This is a genomic window from Massilia aurea, from assembly GCF_040790145.1.
Taxonomy (GTDB): domain Bacteria; phylum Pseudomonadota; class Gammaproteobacteria; order Burkholderiales; family Burkholderiaceae_D; genus Telluria; species Telluria aurea_C.
The window spans coordinates 95,112-112,771 of the sequence record NZ_JBFMMP010000012.1; the positions used below are offsets into that span (position 1 = coordinate 95,112).

The 17,660-nt window shown below is 65.6% G+C and carries 19 protein-coding genes; 10 read left to right on the forward strand and 9 right to left on the reverse strand.

From position 1 onward, the window contains the following. Positions 1-1,122, reverse strand: a complete 1,122-nt coding sequence (locus AB2N08_RS16485) for a type IV pilus twitching motility protein PilT (RefSeq protein WP_367611872.1) — start codon at positions 1,120-1,122, stop codon at positions 1-3. Positions 1,123-1,194: 72 nt separating this feature from the next. Next, positions 1,195-1,677 carry a DMT family transporter gene (locus tag AB2N08_RS16490; protein ID WP_367611874.1) on the reverse strand — a complete coding sequence of 161 codons (483 nt, stop codon included), beginning with the start codon at positions 1,675-1,677 and terminating at the stop codon, positions 1,195-1,197. A gap of 196 nt (positions 1,678-1,873) precedes the next feature. On the opposite strand from AB2N08_RS16490, the gene AB2N08_RS16495 reads away from it, so the two are divergent. After that, entirely contained in the window at positions 1,874-2,647 is a 774-nt protein-coding gene (locus AB2N08_RS16495) for a head GIN domain-containing protein (RefSeq protein WP_367611876.1), read from the forward strand. Between the two features lie 23 nt (positions 2,648-2,670). On the opposite strand, the gene AB2N08_RS16500 is transcribed toward AB2N08_RS16495, so the two are convergent. Together AB2N08_RS16500 and AB2N08_RS16505 are read right to left on the reverse strand one after the other, a co-directional pair. Then, the gene (locus AB2N08_RS16500) at positions 2,671-3,159 is read right to left on the reverse strand and encodes a copper chaperone PCu(A)C (protein ID WP_367611878.1); all 489 of its coding nucleotides are present in this window, start codon (positions 3,157-3,159) and stop codon (positions 2,671-2,673) included. Between the two features lie 40 nt (positions 3,160-3,199). Next, positions 3,200-3,742: a YaeQ family protein gene (locus tag AB2N08_RS16505; protein WP_367611880.1), complete on the reverse strand. Its 543-nt coding sequence runs from the start codon at positions 3,740-3,742 to the stop codon at positions 3,200-3,202. Between the two features lie 148 nt (positions 3,743-3,890). Here AB2N08_RS16505 and AB2N08_RS16510 point away from each other — a divergent pair, with 148 nt between their 5' ends. From AB2N08_RS16510 to AB2N08_RS16545, 8 genes are all read left to right on the forward strand, one after another. Next, on the forward strand, positions 3,891-4,922 hold the full coding sequence (locus AB2N08_RS16510; protein ID WP_367611882.1) for an NADP-dependent oxidoreductase: 1,032 nt from the start codon (positions 3,891-3,893) through the stop codon (positions 4,920-4,922). Between the two features lie 75 nt (positions 4,923-4,997). Beyond that, positions 4,998-5,366, forward strand: coding sequence for a phasin family protein (locus tag AB2N08_RS16515; RefSeq protein ID WP_367611884.1), 369 nt, complete (start codon positions 4,998-5,000; stop codon positions 5,364-5,366). A gap of 150 nt (positions 5,367-5,516) precedes the next feature. Beyond that, the gene (locus AB2N08_RS16520) at positions 5,517-5,858 is read left to right on the forward strand and encodes a KGG domain-containing protein (protein ID WP_367611886.1); all 342 of its coding nucleotides are present in this window, start codon (positions 5,517-5,519) and stop codon (positions 5,856-5,858) included. A gap of 115 nt (positions 5,859-5,973) precedes the next feature. Then, the gene (locus AB2N08_RS16525) at positions 5,974-6,504 is read left to right on the forward strand and encodes a YgjP-like metallopeptidase domain-containing protein (protein ID WP_367611888.1); all 531 of its coding nucleotides are present in this window, start codon (positions 5,974-5,976) and stop codon (positions 6,502-6,504) included. A gap of 169 nt (positions 6,505-6,673) precedes the next feature. Continuing rightward, on the forward strand, positions 6,674-7,939 hold the full coding sequence (locus AB2N08_RS16530; RefSeq protein WP_367611890.1) for a hypothetical protein: 1,266 nt from the start codon (positions 6,674-6,676) through the stop codon (positions 7,937-7,939). Positions 7,940-7,944: 5 nt separating this feature from the next. Then, a complete protein-coding gene (locus AB2N08_RS16535) occupies positions 7,945-8,385 on the forward strand; it encodes a phosphate ABC transporter substrate-binding protein (protein WP_367611892.1) in 441 nt (146 codons plus the stop codon). 22 nt (positions 8,386-8,407) lie between these two features. Next, on the forward strand, positions 8,408-11,152 hold the full coding sequence (locus tag AB2N08_RS16540) for a bifunctional diguanylate cyclase/phosphodiesterase (RefSeq protein ID WP_367611894.1): 2,745 nt from the start codon (positions 8,408-8,410) through the stop codon (positions 11,150-11,152). Next, positions 11,133-12,239 (forward strand): GGDEF domain-containing protein, encoded by a 1,107-nt coding sequence (locus AB2N08_RS16545; RefSeq protein WP_367611896.1) that lies wholly within the window; start codon positions 11,133-11,135, stop codon positions 12,237-12,239. Before AB2N08_RS16540 ends, AB2N08_RS16545 begins: the two co-directional genes overlap by 20 nt. 169 nt (positions 12,240-12,408) lie before the next feature. On the opposite strand, the gene AB2N08_RS16550 is transcribed toward AB2N08_RS16545, so the two are convergent. From AB2N08_RS16550 to AB2N08_RS16570, 5 genes are all read right to left on the reverse strand, one after another. Next, positions 12,409-13,005, reverse strand: a complete 597-nt coding sequence (locus tag AB2N08_RS16550) for a TIGR00730 family Rossman fold protein (protein WP_367611898.1) — start codon at positions 13,003-13,005, stop codon at positions 12,409-12,411. Positions 13,006-13,016: 11 nt separating this feature from the next. Continuing rightward, a complete protein-coding gene (locus AB2N08_RS16555) occupies positions 13,017-13,712 on the reverse strand; it encodes a TetR/AcrR family transcriptional regulator (RefSeq protein ID WP_183550752.1) in 696 nt (231 codons plus the stop codon). A gap of 77 nt (positions 13,713-13,789) precedes the next feature. Next, on the reverse strand, positions 13,790-14,632 hold the full coding sequence (locus AB2N08_RS16560; protein ID WP_367611901.1) for a response regulator: 843 nt from the start codon (positions 14,630-14,632) through the stop codon (positions 13,790-13,792). A 60-nt stretch (positions 14,633-14,692) separates the two neighbouring features. Further along, complete coding sequence (locus AB2N08_RS16565) at positions 14,693-15,655, reverse strand: esterase/lipase family protein (RefSeq protein WP_367611903.1); 963 nt, start codon at positions 15,653-15,655, stop codon at positions 14,693-14,695. Between the two features lie 88 nt (positions 15,656-15,743). Next, complete coding sequence (locus tag AB2N08_RS16570; protein WP_367611905.1) at positions 15,744-16,529, reverse strand: RNA methyltransferase; 786 nt, start codon at positions 16,527-16,529, stop codon at positions 15,744-15,746. 180 nt (positions 16,530-16,709) lie between these two features. Between AB2N08_RS16570 and AB2N08_RS16575 the strand changes: the two genes are divergently transcribed. After that, positions 16,710-17,489 carry an inositol monophosphatase family protein gene (locus AB2N08_RS16575; RefSeq protein ID WP_367612002.1) on the forward strand — a complete coding sequence of 260 codons (780 nt, stop codon included), beginning with the start codon at positions 16,710-16,712 and terminating at the stop codon, positions 17,487-17,489. Positions 17,490-17,660 lie beyond the last annotated feature (171 nt).

Here is a 17,660-nt window from a genome sequence, read left to right on the forward strand (position 1 = left end):
TCACACCATGTCGGCAAACGCCACGCGATCGGTGGTCGCATTGCGCGCATCCTCGACCCGCACCTTGTGCGACGCCAGCAAGCCTTCCAGCGACGCATTCATCGTGTGGCACCCTGCGTCGATCCCGCGATTCATGTGCGCGCGAATGCTGCCCAGGTCACCGGCTTCGAGCATGCGCACCACGGCCGGACTCGGCGTCAGGCATTCGGTGGCCAGGTGATAGCGATTGCCCTCGACCGACGGCAGCAGTGCCTGGCACAGCACCCCGCGCAGTGCGTGCGCGAGGGCTTGCGCCTGGGCGTCCGTGTTACCGAGCAGCCGCAGCATCTTCTGCAGGCCCAGCTCGGTCGAACGCGCATGCAGTGACGCCAGCACCAGCGGGCCCGATTCGGCCAGCGCCAGTGCTTCCTGCGCCGTCTGGGCGTCGCGGATCTCGCCGATGACGATCACGTCCGGGCGCTCGCGCAGCGCGTCGAGTGCGCCCAGGTAGTAGCTGTCGACGTCGCCGTCTTCGCCCACTTCGCGCTGCGTGATGATGCATTTGCGTTGCGGGATCAGCGTTTCGACCGGATCTTCGATGGTGATGATATGGCCCGAGCGGTGGCGGTTGATCTCGTCGAGGATCGACGCGATCGTCGTCGACTTGCCCTGACAGGTGTCGCCAATGATCAGCACCAGGCCGCTGGTCAGCCGCGCGAACTCGCGCTCATCGGCCCACAGGCCCAGGTCATCGAGCGGAATCGGCTCTTTCGGGAAACGCCGGATCACGCAGCCGATGCGCTTGCCGCCCTGGAAGCGGAAGCAGTTGGCGCGGATGCGCGCCGTGTGCAGGTCGATCGAGCGGTCGAACGCACGCGACATGATGCGCTGCGGCCAGTTCGGCTCGATCACGTCGAAGAATTCTTCCAGCTCTTCCTTCGTGATCGGCGAATCGGTCACCGCCACCAGCCCTTTCGGCTGGCGCAGCATCAACGGGCTGTTCTGGTGAATGATGATGTCCGAGAACACCAGCTTCGAGTTCAGCAGATGCAGGATTTGCTGGACCAATGTTTCGAATACCGGATGGTCTTCGTTCTCGATGTACGACAGGGTGGGAATCTGCGAGGACTGGTGATGTTCCATCTGGCCGATGCTGGTAAAAGATCAAGTGTCGACCATTATAGAACCGGAGTATTGCATTAAAGAAAAAAATCTTCAGCGTGACATGCTCGCAACAATGCGCTCGCCAAACACCGTGATCGTCACCCCGATCACCACCACCAGCGCACCAACGATGCGCACACCGGATACCTTGCGCATCGCCATATTGATCAGCCCGAAATGATCGATCGCCATCGAGCTGATCAGCTGACCGGCGATCACCAGCACGATTAGGCTCAACAGTCCGATACGCGGCGCCAGGAATACCGTCCCGAACACGAACGCGGCACCCAGGAAACCGCCAAGGAACTTCCAGGCCGGTTGCGACGGTAGCGCCGTCAGCGTCGCGCCCAGGCCACCCACGCCGCCCTTGGCCAGCGCCACCGTCAGCAACACGACGGTGCCGCAACTGAACGACACCAGGGCCGCCATCACCGAATTGGCCCCGATCGAATGGGCCAGTTGGCTGTTCACAGCCGCCTGCACCGACATGGCAATGCCGACACAGAATGCGAGCGCCAACAAAATCAGGTTCATCGCACTACTCCGTTGCAAAAAGCGCACTATTTTAGTGCATCTCGGCCGTTTGCGTGGGAATCAGCGAATCCTGCGCTTCAACCTGCCGTCTTGCATTTCACACCGCGCCGCGCGCAGTCTGTCGCAAACGACTCGGCAATGCCATGGTGTCCTGCCAATATGCCAACCATTCCCACAGACTTTCAAGGAGCCCTTCATGTCGCAAGCCTATCGTTCCACCCCTGCCCTGCGCGCGCTGATGCTTGCCGCCGCCCTCGCCTGCGCTGCCGCGCCGCCCACGGCGATGGCCTGGCCGTTCGGCAGCGAACAGGTCGAAGGCAACGGCAGCGTCACGCGCCAGGCCCGCAAGGTCGAGTCGTTCAAGGGCATCGCGATGGGGCTGCCGGGCCGGCTGGAACTGCGCAGCGGCAGCGTCGACAGCGTCACGGTCGAGACCGATGACAATCTGCAGGCCTTGATCGAAACGCAGGTGGAAGACGGCATGCTGCGCATTCGTCCCGCCAAGCGCAACCTGAACCTGCGCACGCGCAACCTCAAGATCGTCGTGACGGCGCGCCAGATCGAGCGCCTGTCGCTGGGCGGCTCGGGCACCATCGATGCGGATGTCCTGCGCGGCAAACGGGTGGACCTGGACCTGGGCGGATCGGGCAAGATCCAGATCGCACGCCTGGACGCCGAGACGGTGTCGGCCAGTGTGGCCGGCAGCGGCGACCTGCGCGCCGATGGCGGCGCGGTGCGCGACCTGGCGGTATCGATCAGCGGATCGGGCGATGTCGACCTGGGCCGGATCGCTTCAGACACCGCCCGCATCAGCGTGGCCGGTTCGGGCGACGCCACGGTGTGGGCGAAGAACGAAATCCGCGCGAGCATCGCCGGGTCGGGCGACGTCGGGTATTACGGCGACCCGAAGGTGAGCCGCAGTGTGGCCGGCTCGGGCGAAGTGCGGCGCATCGGGAGCGCGCCGCAGTGATGCACTGAAAAAGCCTGCCTTGATTAGTGGCCGGCGTGACCCGCGTGGCCACTGTGCGCATCGTGCGCTGCCGGCTTGCCGCTGTGCGTCAGCGGCATGACTGGCAGCGTCACCTTCACTTCCGAGCGTTTGGCGGCGGCGTCCTGCACCACCAGCGTCAGTTCGACGTTTTCACCTTCTTTCAGCTGGCGCTTCAGGTCCAGCAACATCACGTGATAGCCGCCCGACGCCAGCACGACCGGCTTGCCGGTGGGCAGATCGAGGCCCTTCACCTGGCGCATGCGCATCACTTGCCCTTCCATCGCCATCTCGTGGATCTCGGCGCGGCCGGCCACGGGCGTGCGCACTTCGAGCAGGCGCGCCGGCGTGGCCGATTGCAGCTGCATGAAGGCGCCGGTGCTTTTCTGGGCCGGCACGGTGGCGCGCACCCACGGTTCGGTGACGGTGACCTGGGCCAGCGCGGAGATGGAAAACAGGCCGGCGGCAAGCGCGGCGATCAGGTGACGGGTCATGGCAATCCTTGGCAAATGAAAGTCAGTGAAAAATACAGTCTTACGCCGCGCCGCGCAAGACTTCACGCTCGACCAGCACGGTGTCGACACCATTGGTCAGCCACACCTGGCCATCCTGGATCGTGCATTGCAGCGCCATCGAGCGCGCCGCCATTTTTTCGAGCTGGGCGCTGATCTCGGACGGAATATTGATCACGCTGACGTTTTTCGCGCGCTCGATCTTGTTGGCGATGCCCTTGAACCAGATATTGCTCGTCGCGCTGTAGCTGTAGACGATCACTTTCTCGGAGCGGCCGGCAGCTTTCAGCAAGCGCTTCTCGTCGGGCTGGCCTACTTCGATCCACAGGTCAATGGCGCCGGTCAGGTCTTTCAGCCACAGGGCCGGCTCCTCGACGTCGAACAGGTCTTTGGTGAACGCCAGTGCCGGGTCGGCGTGCAGCGCGAAGGCCAGCACGCGGATCATCACGCGCTCGTCGGTCTCGGACGGATGCCGGGCGATCGTCAGGCTGTGTTCCTGGTAATAGTTGCGGTCCATGTCTGCAATCGACAGGTCGGCCTTGTAGATGGTCGCTTTGATAGCCATTGATGCGGTGCTTTGAACGGATTGATCGGTGGTAGCGCTGGTAAGCTCGCTCGTGAACCCGCTATTGTCGCATGCGCGGCGCGCGCGGTGCGGCGGTGCGGTATAGACTTCCCGGCAGAGATCATTCATCCATGACCAGGAGACCCGCATGACCAATGCTTTCCCGCCGAACCAGCAATTCTTGCTCGCCGCGCGCCCGGTCGGCCTGCCGCGGCCGCACGACTGGCAATTCCATGAAGTCGCGGTGCCCGAACCAGGCAACGGCGAGGTCGTGGTCAAGGTGCTGTACCTGTCGCTCGATCCGGCCATGCGCGGCTGGATGAACGAGGGCAAATCGTATATCCGCCCGGTCGCCATCGGTGAAGTCATGCGCGCCGGCGGGCTTGGTGTGGTGATGGCCTCGCGCTCGCCCCGCTTTGCTGTCGGCGACCATGTGGCCGGCGGCACCGGCGTGCAACGCTACTGGTCCGGGCCGGCCGATGACAAGGGCGCCAACCTCGTCAAGATCGACCCGCGCGTGGGCCAGCTCACCGCGTGGCTGAACCTGCTCGGCATGCCGGGCATGACGGCCTACTTTGGCCTGCGCGACGTGGGCCAGGCCAGGGCCGGCGACACGGTCGTGGTCTCGGGCGCGGCCGGCGCCGTTGGCATGACCGTGGGCCAGGTCGCCAGGCGCATGGGCTGCCGCGTGGTGGGCATCGCCGGCGGCGCCGACAAATGCCGGTTCGTCGTCGAGCGATTGGGCTTTGACGCCTGCATCGACTACAAGGCGGGCGACCTGCCCACCGCGCTCAAGCAATCTTGCCCGCAAGGCGTGGACGTCTATTTCGACAATGTCGGCGGCGACATCCTCGACGCCGTGCTCACCCGCATCAACATGAAGGCGCGCATCGTGATCTGCGGCGCCATCTCGCAGTACAACGTCACGGCGCCGGTCAAGGGGCCGTCGAACTACCTGGCGCTGTTGGTGAACCGCGCGCGCATGGAGGGCATGGTGGTGTTCGACTACGCGGCGCGCTACCCGGAAGCGGTGGCCGAACTGGGGGCGTGGCTGGCGGCCGGCGAGATCGCCAGCCATGAACACGTGGTGGACGGCTTCGAGCAATTCCCGCAGGCGCTGCTGATGCTGTTCGAGGGCCGCAACCTGGGCAAGCTGGTGCTCAAGGTGGCCGACGCCTGACGCGCCAGAACTTCCGGCCCGCTCCATGGTCGTACAAGGTCAGGGCGCACCGCCCTTCCCTCCATGGAGCGTGCCATGCCTTCCTTTTCCGAGAGTGTCCCGCCCAATCCGGCGCTGCAGGCCCAGCTCGATGCCCAGGCCGGCATGATCGCCACGCTGTCGCAGCGCAATGTCGATTTGCTGGCGCGCGTGAGTGAACTGAATATGCAGATGGCGCGCCAGGCGCTCGAGACCGCGCTCGACACCGGCCGCCAGCTCGCGGCCTGCACCGATCCCCTGCAACTGAGCGCCGTCGCCATGCGCGGCTGGCAGCCGCTCGGGGAGCATGTGCGCAACTACCAGCAAAACATGATGGGCATGCTGGCCGAGGCGCAGGCCGGCCTGGCCAATGCGCCCATGTTCGCGGCAGACATGGCGCAACCGACAGCGCGCAAGCCGCAATGAAGCGCGTCGATCTGCACCGACAACAAGCCACAAATACGGCGGAACTAACGCTCACCACGTTTCTCTAAACGCAAGAGCGCAACCTTTGTGCGCTCATGGCATTCGGGTACGAGCTCTACCACTGACAGCCCACGGGCACAGGAGATCGACATGGCGACCAGCAAAGAGAACGGCAATAAAGGTACGAGCACCGGCAGCGCCCAGAAAAGCGGGCACCCGGCCAAGCGCGGTTTTGCGGCGATGGACCAGAACCAGCAACGTGAAATCGCCAGCAAGGGCGGCCAGGCGGCGCACCAGAAAGGCACGGCGCACGAATTCGATTCCGAAGAAGCGCGCCGCGCCGGCCAGAAAGGCGGCGAAGCCGTGAGCCGCAACCGCGCGCACATGGCCGATATCGGCCGCAAGGGTGGCGAGAGCCGGCAGTCGGCGCAGCGGGCCGCGGCCACTGCGGTGGCCGAAAAGGGCAATCGGCAGGGCAGCAAAGAGAGCTAGGCAGTTGTTGGTTGTTCGCTTGGAGACCGTCATTCGCCCGTCGCGGGAATGACGTTTACAGGTTAACGAGTCTGTGTCGCGCGGCACACCCACCCTGTGGTACATTGCCCGCCCTATGCACACCCTGAAATACCTCACTGCCTACCCCGAGCAACTGCGCACCCAGGTCAGCGGCCTGATCGCGCAAGACCGGCTTGGCGACACGCTGCGCCAGCGCTATCCGGCGCCGCACGGCATTCGCACCGACCGCGCCCTGTACGACTACGTGCAAGACCTCAAGGACGACTACCTGCGCCAGGCCGCGCCAGTTTCGAAGGTGGTTTTCGACAGCAAGATCCAGGTAGTCCAGCACGCGCTCGGCCTGCACACGGCGATCTCGCGGGTGCAGGGTGGGCGCCTGAAAGCCAAGCACGAAATCCGCATCGCCAGCCTGTTTCGCGATGCGCCGCTGCCGTTCTTGCGCATGATCGCCGTGCACGAACTGGCACACCTGAAAGAGAAAGAACACGACAAGGCGTTCTACAAGCTGTGCTGCTGGATGGAGCCGGCCTATCATCAGCTCGAATTCGACGTGCGCCTGTACCTGACCTGGCTCGACCTGGCTGGCGCACGCTTGTGGAGCGCCGAGGCGACGCCACTTTCGTGAAGATGTTACTATATGCAACTATCGTTGCAGCACCACAACATCAACATCACCAATCGTCCAAACTATTCAGCACCACTCGACTTTGACGGTACGCTTCGTTAGAGTCTTCAGGTTCTGGTCCGGCGTCAATCCGACACCGCACAGGCCCACTGCGCCAACATCACACCACATGCTTTTGCACTATTTCACTGGCACGCTATTGCCTGCCGCGTTCGCTACCTGCGTGCTCGCTTGCTCGCCGCTGTACGCACTGGCGTCCGACGTCGCACCCGAGACGGCAGAGCCCACCTGGAAACTGTCCGGCTTCGGCACGCTCGGCGTCGTCCATTCGAACAGCAAGAATGCCGACTTCAGCTCGTCCATTCTGCGCGCCAGCGGCGCCGGCGCATCGGGCGCATGGAGCCCGAATGTCGACAGTCGCCTCGGCGCCCAGCTCGACGTCAGCCAGGGCGCCTGGTCGGGCGTGCTGCAGGTGATCAGCGAACAGCGCCTCGACGGCAGCTACCAGCCGCTGGTCGAATGGGCCAACATCAAGTACCAGCTCACGCCCGATCTCGCCGTGCGGGCCGGACGCATCGCGTTGCCGGTGTTCCTTGGCGCAGAGTCGCGCAAGGTCGGCTACACCATTCCATGGGTGCGCACGCCGGTCGAAGTCTATGGCGCGCTGCCGATTTCGAGCAGCGACGGCGTCGATGCCACCTGGCGCTGGAGCACCGGCGCCGTGCGCCATGCCACCCAGGTCTTTTCGGGCAGCACCGACCAGGACCTCGGCAACGGTTTGCAGATCGACGCCGAAAATATCCTCGGACTGTCGCACAGCATCGATTACGGTCCGCTGACTGTCCGCCTGTCGGCGGCCCGCGCGCGCCTGAACACCGCCATCGCAGCCGATCTGTTCGCCGGCCTGCGCATGTTCGGTCCCCAGGGCCAGATGCTGGCCGAGCGCTACGCCATCGTCGACAAGCGCGTGACGATGATCAGCGCCGGCGCCAGCTACGATCCGGGCGCGTGGTTCGTCACCGCCGAAACGGGCCGCACCCGTACCGACTCCCTGCTAGGCAGCGGGACCTCGGTGTATGTCGGGGCCGGCTGGCGCCAGGGTGCGTTCACGCCGTACCTGGGCTATGCGCAGATTCGCTCCGACGTGAGCACGACCGACCCAGGTCTGTCGCTGCAAGGCCTGCCCCCGCCATTGGCCGCCGGCGCCGCCCAGCTCAATGGCGCGCTCAACGCCGTCCTGGCGACGATACCCGTGCAGACGACCTGGAGCACCGGCGTGCGCTGGGATGTCGCATCCGACCTGGCCCTCAAGTTGCAGTTCGAGCAAGTACGCCCGCGTGGCGGCTCGCGCGGCACCCTGATCAACCCGACGCCTCTGTTTCGTTCCGATCGCACGATCAACGTGACCAGCGTCGCGCTGGACTTTGTATTTTGACGCCGATGAAAACTCTCCTCGGTACCTACTCCCGCCAGTTGCTGGCCCTGTGCACGCTGTGCATCGCTGCCTCGAGTGCGTCGGCCGAACTGGTCGTCATTGTCTCGAGCCGCAATCCGAACCCGGTGCTCAACGCCGAACAGGTCAGCGCCATCTTCCTCGGCCAGACCGGCCGCTTCCCGGATGGCGCCGCCGCCATCGCCATCGACCAGGGCCTGGGCGCAGCGCAGCGCGACCTGTTCTATCGCCAGCTCACCGGCAAGACCCCCGCGCTGCTCAAGGCGCACTGGTCGAAGATGGTGTTCACCGGCCGCGGCCAGCCGCCGCGCGAGGCCGCGAACGATGCCGCCGTGCGCCGCCTGGTGGCAGACAACCCGTCGATGATCGGCTACATCGAGCGCGCCGCGCTCGATGCGTCGGTGCGCCCGGTGATGGTGCTGCAGTGAGCGCCCAATTAGTGAGCGCGCCATGAACACGCTCGTGCGTCCGACCGGCCCGGCGCTGGCCGCTGCCGGCGCGCCGCGCACGCGCAGTCCGCTCGCGCGCTGGCTTGGCCTGGCGCTCGAGACGCACATCTCGCTGCCGCTGTTCGCGCTGGTCCTGCTCGGCGCCATGTGGTTCGGCACCCTGCACGTGATCGAGGCGGAGCGGCGCGCCGCCATCGCGGCCACGCGCGAAGCCACCAAGGAACTGCTCGACACCTATGAAGCGCAGCTGGCGCGCAGCCTGAGCGCGATCGACCAGACCCTGCGCGTGCTGAAGTATGCGGTCGAACAGAACGGCCCGACCGGCGCACTGCCCGCGCTCGAAGCCAAAGGCCTCTTGCCGCCCGGCCTAGTGTTCCAGGTCGAGATCAGCGATGCCAGCGGCCGCATCGTCGCCAGCAACCCCGCATCGACGGTGCGCGACATGGGTGGCGCCGCGTGGTTCGAATTTCATCGCCAGACCCGCGACGACGTACCGTTCGTCAGCCTCACGAGCCTGAGCAAGGATTCGCAGGAGCCGGTGGTCCACTTCTCGCGCCGCATCGACGACGCCGCCGGGCGCTTTGCCGGCGTGGCGGTCGTGGCGCTCGACCCGGCCTATTTCACCAGCGGCTACGAACGTTCGCGCCAGGGCGACCGCGGCATGCTCGGCATGGCCGGCACCGACGGCGTGCTGCGCGCACTGCGCATTGGCGAGACGGTATCGTGGGGCCAGCGCTTTGCGCTCAGCGTGCACGGCGGTGTGGCGGCCGGCACGGGCGCGCGCGGCGCGCCGGCAATCGCTGCCGAGGCGCGCACCGTTGCCAGCCAGCCGATGAACAGCTTCCCGCTGGTGGCTGTGGCGGGCCTGTCAGAGGCCGAACAGATGGCCGCGTTCAACCAGCAACGGCGCGCCTGGCTGCTTGGGGCGGGGGCGGCAAGCGCGCTGCTGATCGCCGTCGTGATCCTGGTCAGTGCGTGGTCGTGGCAGCTGGCCAAGGCGCGCCGGCGCGAACGGCTGGCGCAGGAAACCTACGCCGCCGCGTCGGAAGCCAGTCCCGACGCGTTTTTCGTGCTGCGCACGATGTTCGGCCCACGCGGCGAGGTGCGCGATTTCGCCATCGCCACCACCAACAGCCGCGCCGAGCATTTCTCGGGCCTGAGCAAGGGCCAGATGGCAGGCAAACCGATGTCGAGCCTGCTGCCGCCGGCGATCGGCGTGTCCATCTTCGACGACCTGGCGGCGGTGGCGCGCGACGGCGTCGCGCGCGAGACCGAATGGCTGGCGCAGACGCTGCCCCAGCCGGGCGTCTGGCTGCACCGCCAGGTGGTGGCGGTCGAGGGCGGCGTGGTGGTGATCGTGCGCGACATCACCGAGCGCAAGCTCGCCGAGCAGCGCATCCGCCACCTGGCGCACCACGACGACCTGACCGGCCTGCCCAACCGCAGCCTGCTGCGCGAGCGCCTGGGCCAGGCGATCGTCGCCGCAGGTGACGCCGGGCACGCGGTCGGCCTGGCCTTCATCGACCTCGATGGCTTCAAGCTGGTCAACGACACGCTGGGCCACAACGCCGGCGACGAACTGCTCAAGGTGGTCGGCGCGCGCATGGGGCGCTGCCTGCGCCGTGAAGACACGCTGGCGCGTTTCGGCGGCGACGAATTCGTGATCCTGCTGCCGGCACTGGCGGGCGACCCGGCGGCGATCGCACCGCTGCTCGAACAGGTGCGCGAAGCCGTCACCGAGCCGGTGCTGGTCGAGGGCCAGGAAGTGCAGGTCAGCTGCAGCATCGGCGTGACGTTCTACCCGCGCGACGGCGCCAGCGCCAACGCCCTCATGATGCACGCCGACGTGGCCATGTACCGCGCCAAGGAAGCGGGCAGCAACAACGTGCAGTACTACGTCAGCGAAATGAACGAGAGCGTCGACGAGAAACTGGTGATGCTGGAAGGCCTGCGCGCGGCGATCGACACCTGCGCCGAAGACTATCCGGGCCCCTGCCAGTTCGAACTGCTGTACCAGCCCAAGCTCGACCTGCGCACGAATTGCCTGTTCGGCGTCGAAGCGCTGATCCGCTGGCGCCACCCTGAGCAAGGCCTGATCTCGCCGCTGCGTTTCATCGGCCTGGCCGAAGAAAGCGGCCTGATCGTGCCGATCGGCGACTGGGTGCTGCGCACCGCCTGCGCCCAGGCCCAGGCCTGGCGCACCGATGGACTGACCCCGGTCAGCGTGTCGGTCAACGTCTCGGCGCGCCAGTTCGAGGACAAGCGCCTGGTCGAGCGCGTCACCGACGCCCTGCGCGCCAGCGGCCTGCCGGCCAGTGGCCTTGAGGTCGAGGTGACGGAAAGCCTGATCATGCGCGACCTCGGGCGCTCGGTCGACAAGATGCGCGAACTCGAAGCGATGGGCGTGGCGCTGTCGATCGACGACTTCGGCACCGGCTACTCGAGCCTGTCGGCGCTCAAGTCGTTCCCGATCAGTCGCCTCAAGATTGACAAATCGTTTGTCGCCGACCTGGCCGACTCGCCCGACGACCAGGCCATCGCGATGGCCGTGATCTCGCTGGGCCACAAGCTCGATCTGCGCGTGATCGCCGAAGGCGTCGAGACCGAACAGCAGCGCGATTTCCTGCGCGCCAACGACTGCGACGAGATGCAAGGTTACCTGTTCAGCCGTCCGCTCCCGGCCGGTGACATCGCGCGCCTGCTCGCGGGTGGCGCAGGAGACGCGCATGCCCCCTGTACCGAGTAGCGCCAGCAATACCCCGCCACTATCGCGCGAGGCGCTCACACTGCGGCGCATGCGCAACTACTGGATCGCCACCGCGATGCTCTACGTGGCCACCATGAGCCTGCTGGCGGCGCAAGTAAAATTTGGCTACACGCCGGGACGCCCGGCGCTGGTGCTGGGCATCGTCGCCGCGAGCGGTACGCTGGGCTTTTATGCGCTGATCCGCTTCAGCATCCGCTTGAAGATCGCGCCCGACGTGCTGGCAGCCATGCAGTCGCTGTTCGCGATCGGCTGCACGATGGCGGGCTACGCGATCGCCGGCCCGCTGCGCGCCTCTCTCCTGAGCATGCTGGTGGTGGCGATCGCCTTCTGCACCTTCGCGATGCACCGGCGCCATGCGCTGCTGCTGGCCGGGGCCGCACTGGCCGGCATGGCCGGCACCATGTGGTGGTTGCAGGCGAGCGATCCGCTGGGACATCCACCCGCCGTCGAGGCGATGAGCTTCGGCTACCTGGCGGCGGCGCTGCTGTCGACCGCCCTGCTGGCCAGCGAGATGACCAAGCTGCGCCGTCGTATGAAAGCCAGCAAGCAGGATCTGCTGGCCGCCGTCGAGACCATCCGCGTGCTGGCTACGGTCGACGAACTGACATCGCTGGCCAACCGCCGCCACATGAACGAATTGCTGGGCGCCGAAGAACGACGCTCGGCGCCGGCGACCAGTTGCGTGGCGCTGCTCGACCTCGACCTGTTCAAGCAGGTCAACGACCAGTATGGCCATGCCATGGGCGACGCCGTGCTGCGCGGATTCGCCGGCGCCGCCCACGGCGCGCTGCGCGAACACGACACGCTGGCACGCTGGGGTGGCGAAGAATTCTTGCTGCTGCTACCAAACGCCTCGCCACAGGCCGCGCGCCAGGTACTCGAACGCATCGTCACGCGCGTGCACGCGCTGCAGATCGACGGCATGCCGCCGGAGCGGCGGATCAGCTTTTCGGCCGGCCTGACCGAGCGGCGCGCTGGCGAGCCGTTCACCGAAGCGATCAGCCGCGCAGACAAGGCCTTGTACCGGGCCAAGGCGGCGGGCCGCGACCGGATCGAAGTGGCCTAGTGTCCTGAATTGGAAGTTCGTTGAATAATAAATGTGGCGAAGTCGACCTGAAACAAGGAGCAAAGCACAGCAAGGCCGGGGCCTTGCGCGCATTTGCGACGCAGTGTCAGGGCGACGCTCGCCGTATTTATTCAACGAATCTCTGATTCAGGACACTAGACGTTCAATCCTACCCTTTTAGTTCGTCTGCTGCGGCTGACGGCAGGCTCGAGGCCAGCAGCACCGGCGCCGCAGCGCGCAGGCGGTGAATGAGCGAGTCCGGATCGCTGTCTGCGATCATGAGCTCTTGATGCTCGGGCCGCACGAAGCCTTCTGTTACCTGGTGCCCCACGAAGGCGCGCAAGCCATCGTAGAACCCGTTCACGTTCAACAGGCCGATCGGCTTGGCGTGGATACCCAGCTGGGCCCAGGTCACCATCTCGAACAACTCTTCCAGCGTGCCCATCCCGCCCGGCATGGCGATGAAGCCTTCGGACAGATCGGCCATCATCGCTTTGCGCTCGTGCATGTCCTTGACGACGAACAGGCGCGTCAGGCCCGCGTGGCCCACTTCGCGCTCGACCAGCGCACGCGGAATGACGCCGGTGGCTTCGCCGCCGAGCCGCAGCACTTCATCGGCGATCACGCCCATCAGGCCGACCTTGCCGCCGCCGTAGACGAGGTTGATGTTGTGCTCGACCATGGCGCGCGCCAGCAGGCGCGCGGCATCGGCGTGGGCAGGGTTGACGCCATGCGCGGCGCCGCAATAGACAGCAAGGGTTTTCATCGTGTGCATTTTTAAAGGAAGTCGGCGCCGGGGCGGGCGTCGGCCGACAGTTTTTTCAGGTAGTCGTCAGAGAGCTTTTCGAACAGCACGCGCGTTTCGCCATTCAGGTACGGGCCGACCATCGACAGCACCTGGTAGCAGCCGCGCGCGAGCGCATCGGCGATGGCCTGCTGCTCGCTGTACTTGCGCGGATTACGCACGTATTCGAATGAGAGCCAGTAGGTGGCCACGACCACCATATTGGTCGCCATGGCGCCGATCTGCTGGTCGGACGCGTCGAGCGAGCCTTCGGAGCGCAAGTCTTCGCACAACTGGCGCGCGACCTTGATCTTGTGCGCGTGGATTGCCTTGAAGTGCAGTTCGAGCTTGCGGTTGCGCGACAGCAGGTCGTTCAGGTCGCGGTAGAAGAAGCGGTAGCGCCAGATCAGCTTGAACATATGGTGCAGGTACAGCCACACGTCTTCCATGTTCGAGCGGCGCCCGGCCGGCACCGTCAGGATGCGCTCGATCTCCGCCTCGAACTGCACGAAGATCGAATTGACGATGTCGTCCTTGTTGCGGAAATGGTAGTACAGATTGCCGGGCGAGATATTCATCTCTTCGGCAATGACGGTAGTGGTGATGTTGGGCTCGCCGAACTCGTTGAACAGCCTGAGCGAGAGCTCGAGGATGCGTTCACGGGTCCGGCGCGGTGCTTTTTGTTGCATGTAGGCCGCTGTTCGTGTGTGTTCCCGCAAGGATATCATCGAACGGTCGTTCTATCGAGCCTCGCGGCTCGCCAGCCTCAGGCGGCGGCGCGCGCGCTCTGCAGGCGAAACGCTTCGTCGAGCTGCTCGCGCAGCGCGCGGGCGCCCAGAGGCTTGATGTAGTGGCCATCGGCCACGCCGCTTTCGATGGCTGCTTCGATTTCGGTCAGGTCGGGCTGGCCAGAGAGCATCAGGCGCACCGTGTTCGGGTAGCGCGCGGCCGCCTCGGCCAGCACTTCGGTGCCGCGCATGCCCGGCATGGCCTGGTCGCACAGGATGACTTCGACCGGTTCGTGCGACAGCACCTCGAGCGCTTCTTCACCCGAGCAGGCGCTGAGCACGCGGTACGGCTGGCCGATCAGCATATCGTTGAGTACGCCGAGCATGAAGCGGTCGTCGTCGACCAGCAGCAGCGTGCGTTCGCCTGCGGCCGCCGCTGCCGTGGACGCAGAAACCGGCGTAGTCCGGACTGGCGGCGCGGCCTGGGCCTGAGGCAGAGCCGGGGCGGAAGGCGGCGCAGTGGTGAGGAAGGCTTCGAGCTCGGCCACGAAACTTTCGGGTTCGATCGGCTTGCTGATATAGCCGTCGAAGCCGGCGGCCAGCACTTTTTCACGGTCGCCCGTCATGGCCAGCGCGGTCACGGCCAGGATGGGCACGCCGGCCAGCGCCGGGTCGCCTTTCAGTTCGGCCAGGACGGCAAAGCCGTCCATGCCTGGCAGGTTGACATCGCAGGCGATCAGGTCGGGGCGCTCGCTGCGCGCAGCGGCCACGCCGCGGGGGCCATCGGCCGCGCTCAATGGTGAGTGGCCATAAGCACTGAGCAGGAACGACATCAGTTCGATGTTCGCAGGGTTGTCTTCGATGATCAGGATACGCGCCACTGAATGCTCCGGGGAATGCGTTATTGACATCACTGTACCACGCTCGGGCGCAGGGTGGATTCAATGAATGGCGTGCGAAACGGGGCGTGCCCGACCGGCCGTTTGTACGCCCATGATCTCGTCCATCACGGCGGCCAGAACGCGCGGATTGCGGCCCAGTGCGACGTGGCCGACGCCGCCCATGGCGAGGTTGCGCGCGCCGCCCAGATGGCCTGACGATTGGGGCGCGACGATGTTGTCGTGATGCGTGTAGATCGACGTGATGCGCGAACGCGTGGCCGCGTCTTCATGCGCGGCGAGTTCGTTCAGCCAGGCGCAGGCAGGCCCGTCGACGCCGGCGCGCCGCATCTGCGTGGCGTTGACGCCGATCCCGAGCGCGGCCAGGCAGGTGCCGTGGTGCGGCGTGCCGAGCGTGATGACGCGCGCCGCCTGCGCGCTGCCGTGGCGGCGCAGCCAGGCGCGCGCGGCCAGGCCGCCCATGCTGTGGCCGACGACGATCACCTGCGACGCGCCGGTCTGTTTCCGTAGCCGTCCTGCGCCCTCTTCGATCGCATCGGCGAAGCCGTCGATGTCGCCGGTGAGCGGTTCCAGGTCAATGGTGGCGTGGCTGATGCCGGCCGCGTCGAGCCGTGGCGCCAGGTGCGCCCAGTAGCCGCTGTTGCAGCCGTAACCATGCAGCAGCAGGACGGGGGGCGTAGCGCAGTCGGGGTAAATGCGCGTGTGGGGCCGCGCGCGCGGCATGTGCCAGGAGCTGACCAGCATGCTGGCGCCGAACTCTTCGCCGAACATGCGCAAGGCCCCGGCCACGCCGAGCTGGTGCTCGGGCGGCGTGGGGCTGGCGACGCGCCGGCTCATCACAAAATTGTTCGCGTTGATTGCCAGGCGCACCAGGACCACGCTGGCCACGCCGAGGGCGGCGGCTTGCCACGGCCCGGCGCCGAACCAGGCGGCTGCCGCGCCAATGGCGCAGGCGATCAGCACCTGGACCAGCAGGATGAGGCGCAGCAGCAGGCGCGAGCTCATGCCGGCTCCGTCAATTGACGGCCGGGCAGGCGCGGGGCGATGCGGGAGGTGTCCATGATACGAGTATAGGCCTGCCGCTCGGCATGCATCAACGCGGCGATTCGTCCTTGAGAATCGCGCGGGCGATACCGCGCAGGATGTTGACTTCTTCGAGTTCAAGGCCGCCGCGCGCGAACATGCGTTTAATGCGCGGCATGAGCTTTTTCGGGTTGTCGGCGTTGAGAAAACCGATGGCAACCAGCGCTTGCTCGAGGTGCGCGTACATGCCGTCGATCTGGGTCACGCTGGCGGCGTCACCCTGGAACCCGACGCCACGCGTGTTGACGGCGCCGTCGACGGACGCCATGCGCGCCTCGTAGGCGAGCACCTGGGCCGCCTGCGACAGGTTCAGCGACGAGTAGTCCGGATTGGCCGGGATATTGATCAACACGTTGCAGCGTTCGACGATGTCGTTCGGCAGGCCGACGCGTTCATTGCCGAACACGATGGCGGCGTGCAGTTCGGGGGCGGCGCCGGCGTGTTCGGCGAACGCGCGCGGGGTCCAGACGGGGGGCGAAAACTCGCGCAGGCGGGCCGAAACGGCGGCGGCGAAATTGCAGCCATCGAGCGCTGCACCGATATCGGCCACCACGCGTGCGTTCGTCAACACGTCGCCGGCGCCGCTGGCAAAGGCGACGGCTTCCGGGTCGTGCATGAAATCGGCGCACTTCGGCGCGACCAGCACCAAGTCGGTGAAACCCATCGTCTTCATTGCACGCGCGACCGAGCCGATATTGCCGGCGCGGCTCGTTTCGACGAGGACAAAGCGCAGGCGAGTAAAGAGTGGACGAATGCTCGGGCTGAAAGAAGAAGTGTCGGTTTGGGTCGGGTTCATTTACAATAGCGACCATCGCGTGGTGCGGACGGTTTTACGGTAGCGGGGCAAGCCCCGGATTGTAACGGGTTCCAGCGCCGCCCTGCTCTTTAATCACTCTTCAATAGCTGATCGTTCACGACGCCCCCTGGTGCGTGAGTGGGCGTTCGCGTTCTTACGGAAAAAGCCTCCATGCACCCAATGCTCAACACGGCCATCAAGGCCGCCCGCCGCGCCGCCACCGTCATCAACCGTGCGTCCTTCGACATCGACCGCATTGTCGTTTCGGAAAAGCAACATAACGATTTCGTCACCGACGTCGACCAGGCGGCGGAGCACGAGATCGTCGAAACGCTGCTCAAGGCATATCCGGGCCATGCCATCCTGGCCGAGGAAAGCGGTGCATCAGCTAACTTGAACGACGAGAGTGAAAACGTGTGGATCATCGACCCGATCGATGGCACCACCAACTTCCTGCACGGTTACCCCAACTACTGCATCTCGATCGCGCTCAAGCAGCGCGGCGTGATCACCAACGGCTTGGTCTATGACCCGGTTCGCAACGACCTGTTTACCGCCACCAAGGGTGGCGGCGCCTACCTGAACGACAAACGCATCCGCGTGCGCAGCACCGAGCGCATCGGCCGCGCCCTGCTGTCGTCGGGCCACGGTCCGGATCCACGCGCGCTGGCCGAATACCTGCGCATGTACGAAGTCGTCGCCTCGCGCAGCCATGGCGTGCGCAGCGGCGGTTCGGCGGCGCTGGAACTGGCCAACGTGGCCGCCGGCCGCATCGACGGTTTCTTTGAAAAGAACCTGAAAATCTGGGATATCGCTGCCGGCGCCCTCCTGGTGACGGAAGCGGGCGGCATCGTCGGCGAGTTCAACGGCGAGTCTGATTACCTGAACAAGGGCGACGTGATTGCCGCCGGCCCGAAGGTTTTTGGCGCGCTGGTCCCGCTCCTCTCACCTTTCGCGTAAAATACGGGTAGTAGCTTCAGGCCACTGGCAGGCGGTGCTTTCCAGTGGCCTGTGCTTTTATACAAAACGTTACATAGTTCTGTATCAAATACTTTCTACAGTGAAATACACTTCACTATAATCCCTGCTAGCCGCCTTTGCGGCAGCGTCCGGGCGCCCGCTAGCTTGCGC

Bases quoted from the DNA above. Each gene is read 5' to 3' on its own strand.
- AB2N08_RS16530 (WP_367611890.1), top strand. From the start codon at position 6,674: ATGCTTTTGCACTATTTCACTGGCACGCTATTGCCTGCCGCGTTCGCT.
- AB2N08_RS16565 (WP_367611903.1), bottom strand. From the start codon at position 15,655: ATGAGCTCGCGCCTGCTGCTGCGCCTCATCCTGCTGGTCCAGGTGCTG.
- AB2N08_RS16490 (WP_367611874.1), bottom strand. From the start codon at position 1,677: ATGAACCTGATTTTGTTGGCGCTCGCATTCTGTGTCGGCATTGCCATG.
- AB2N08_RS16535 (WP_367611892.1), top strand. From the start codon at position 7,945: ATGAAAACTCTCCTCGGTACCTACTCCCGCCAGTTGCTGGCCCTGTGC.
- AB2N08_RS16540 (WP_367611894.1), top strand. From the start codon at position 8,408: ATGAACACGCTCGTGCGTCCGACCGGCCCGGCGCTGGCCGCTGCCGGC.
- AB2N08_RS16505 (WP_367611880.1), bottom strand. From the start codon at position 3,742: ATGGCTATCAAAGCGACCATCTACAAGGCCGACCTGTCGATTGCAGAC.
- AB2N08_RS16485 (WP_367611872.1), bottom strand. From the start codon at position 1,122: ATGGAACATCACCAGTCCTCGCAGATTCCCACCCTGTCGTACATCGAG.
- AB2N08_RS16495 (WP_367611876.1), top strand. From the start codon at position 1,874: ATGTCGCAAGCCTATCGTTCCACCCCTGCCCTGCGCGCGCTGATGCTT.
- AB2N08_RS16510 (WP_367611882.1), top strand. From the start codon at position 3,891: ATGACCAATGCTTTCCCGCCGAACCAGCAATTCTTGCTCGCCGCGCGC.
- AB2N08_RS16550 (WP_367611898.1), bottom strand. From the start codon at position 13,005: ATGAAAACCCTTGCTGTCTATTGCGGCGCCGCGCATGGCGTCAACCCT.
- AB2N08_RS16525 (WP_367611888.1), top strand. From the start codon at position 5,974: ATGCACACCCTGAAATACCTCACTGCCTACCCCGAGCAACTGCGCACC.
- AB2N08_RS16575 (WP_367612002.1), top strand. From the start codon at position 16,710: ATGCTCAACACGGCCATCAAGGCCGCCCGCCGCGCCGCCACCGTCATC.
- AB2N08_RS16520 (WP_367611886.1), top strand. From the start codon at position 5,517: ATGGCGACCAGCAAAGAGAACGGCAATAAAGGTACGAGCACCGGCAGC.
- AB2N08_RS16555 (WP_183550752.1), bottom strand. From the start codon at position 13,712: ATGCAACAAAAAGCACCGCGCCGGACCCGTGAACGCATCCTCGAGCTC.
- AB2N08_RS16570 (WP_367611905.1), bottom strand. From the start codon at position 16,529: ATGAACCCGACCCAAACCGACACTTCTTCTTTCAGCCCGAGCATTCGT.
- AB2N08_RS16500 (WP_367611878.1), bottom strand. From the start codon at position 3,159: ATGACCCGTCACCTGATCGCCGCGCTTGCCGCCGGCCTGTTTTCCATC.
- AB2N08_RS16515 (WP_367611884.1), top strand. From the start codon at position 4,998: ATGCCTTCCTTTTCCGAGAGTGTCCCGCCCAATCCGGCGCTGCAGGCC.
- AB2N08_RS16545 (WP_367611896.1), top strand. From the start codon at position 11,133: ATGCCCCCTGTACCGAGTAGCGCCAGCAATACCCCGCCACTATCGCGC.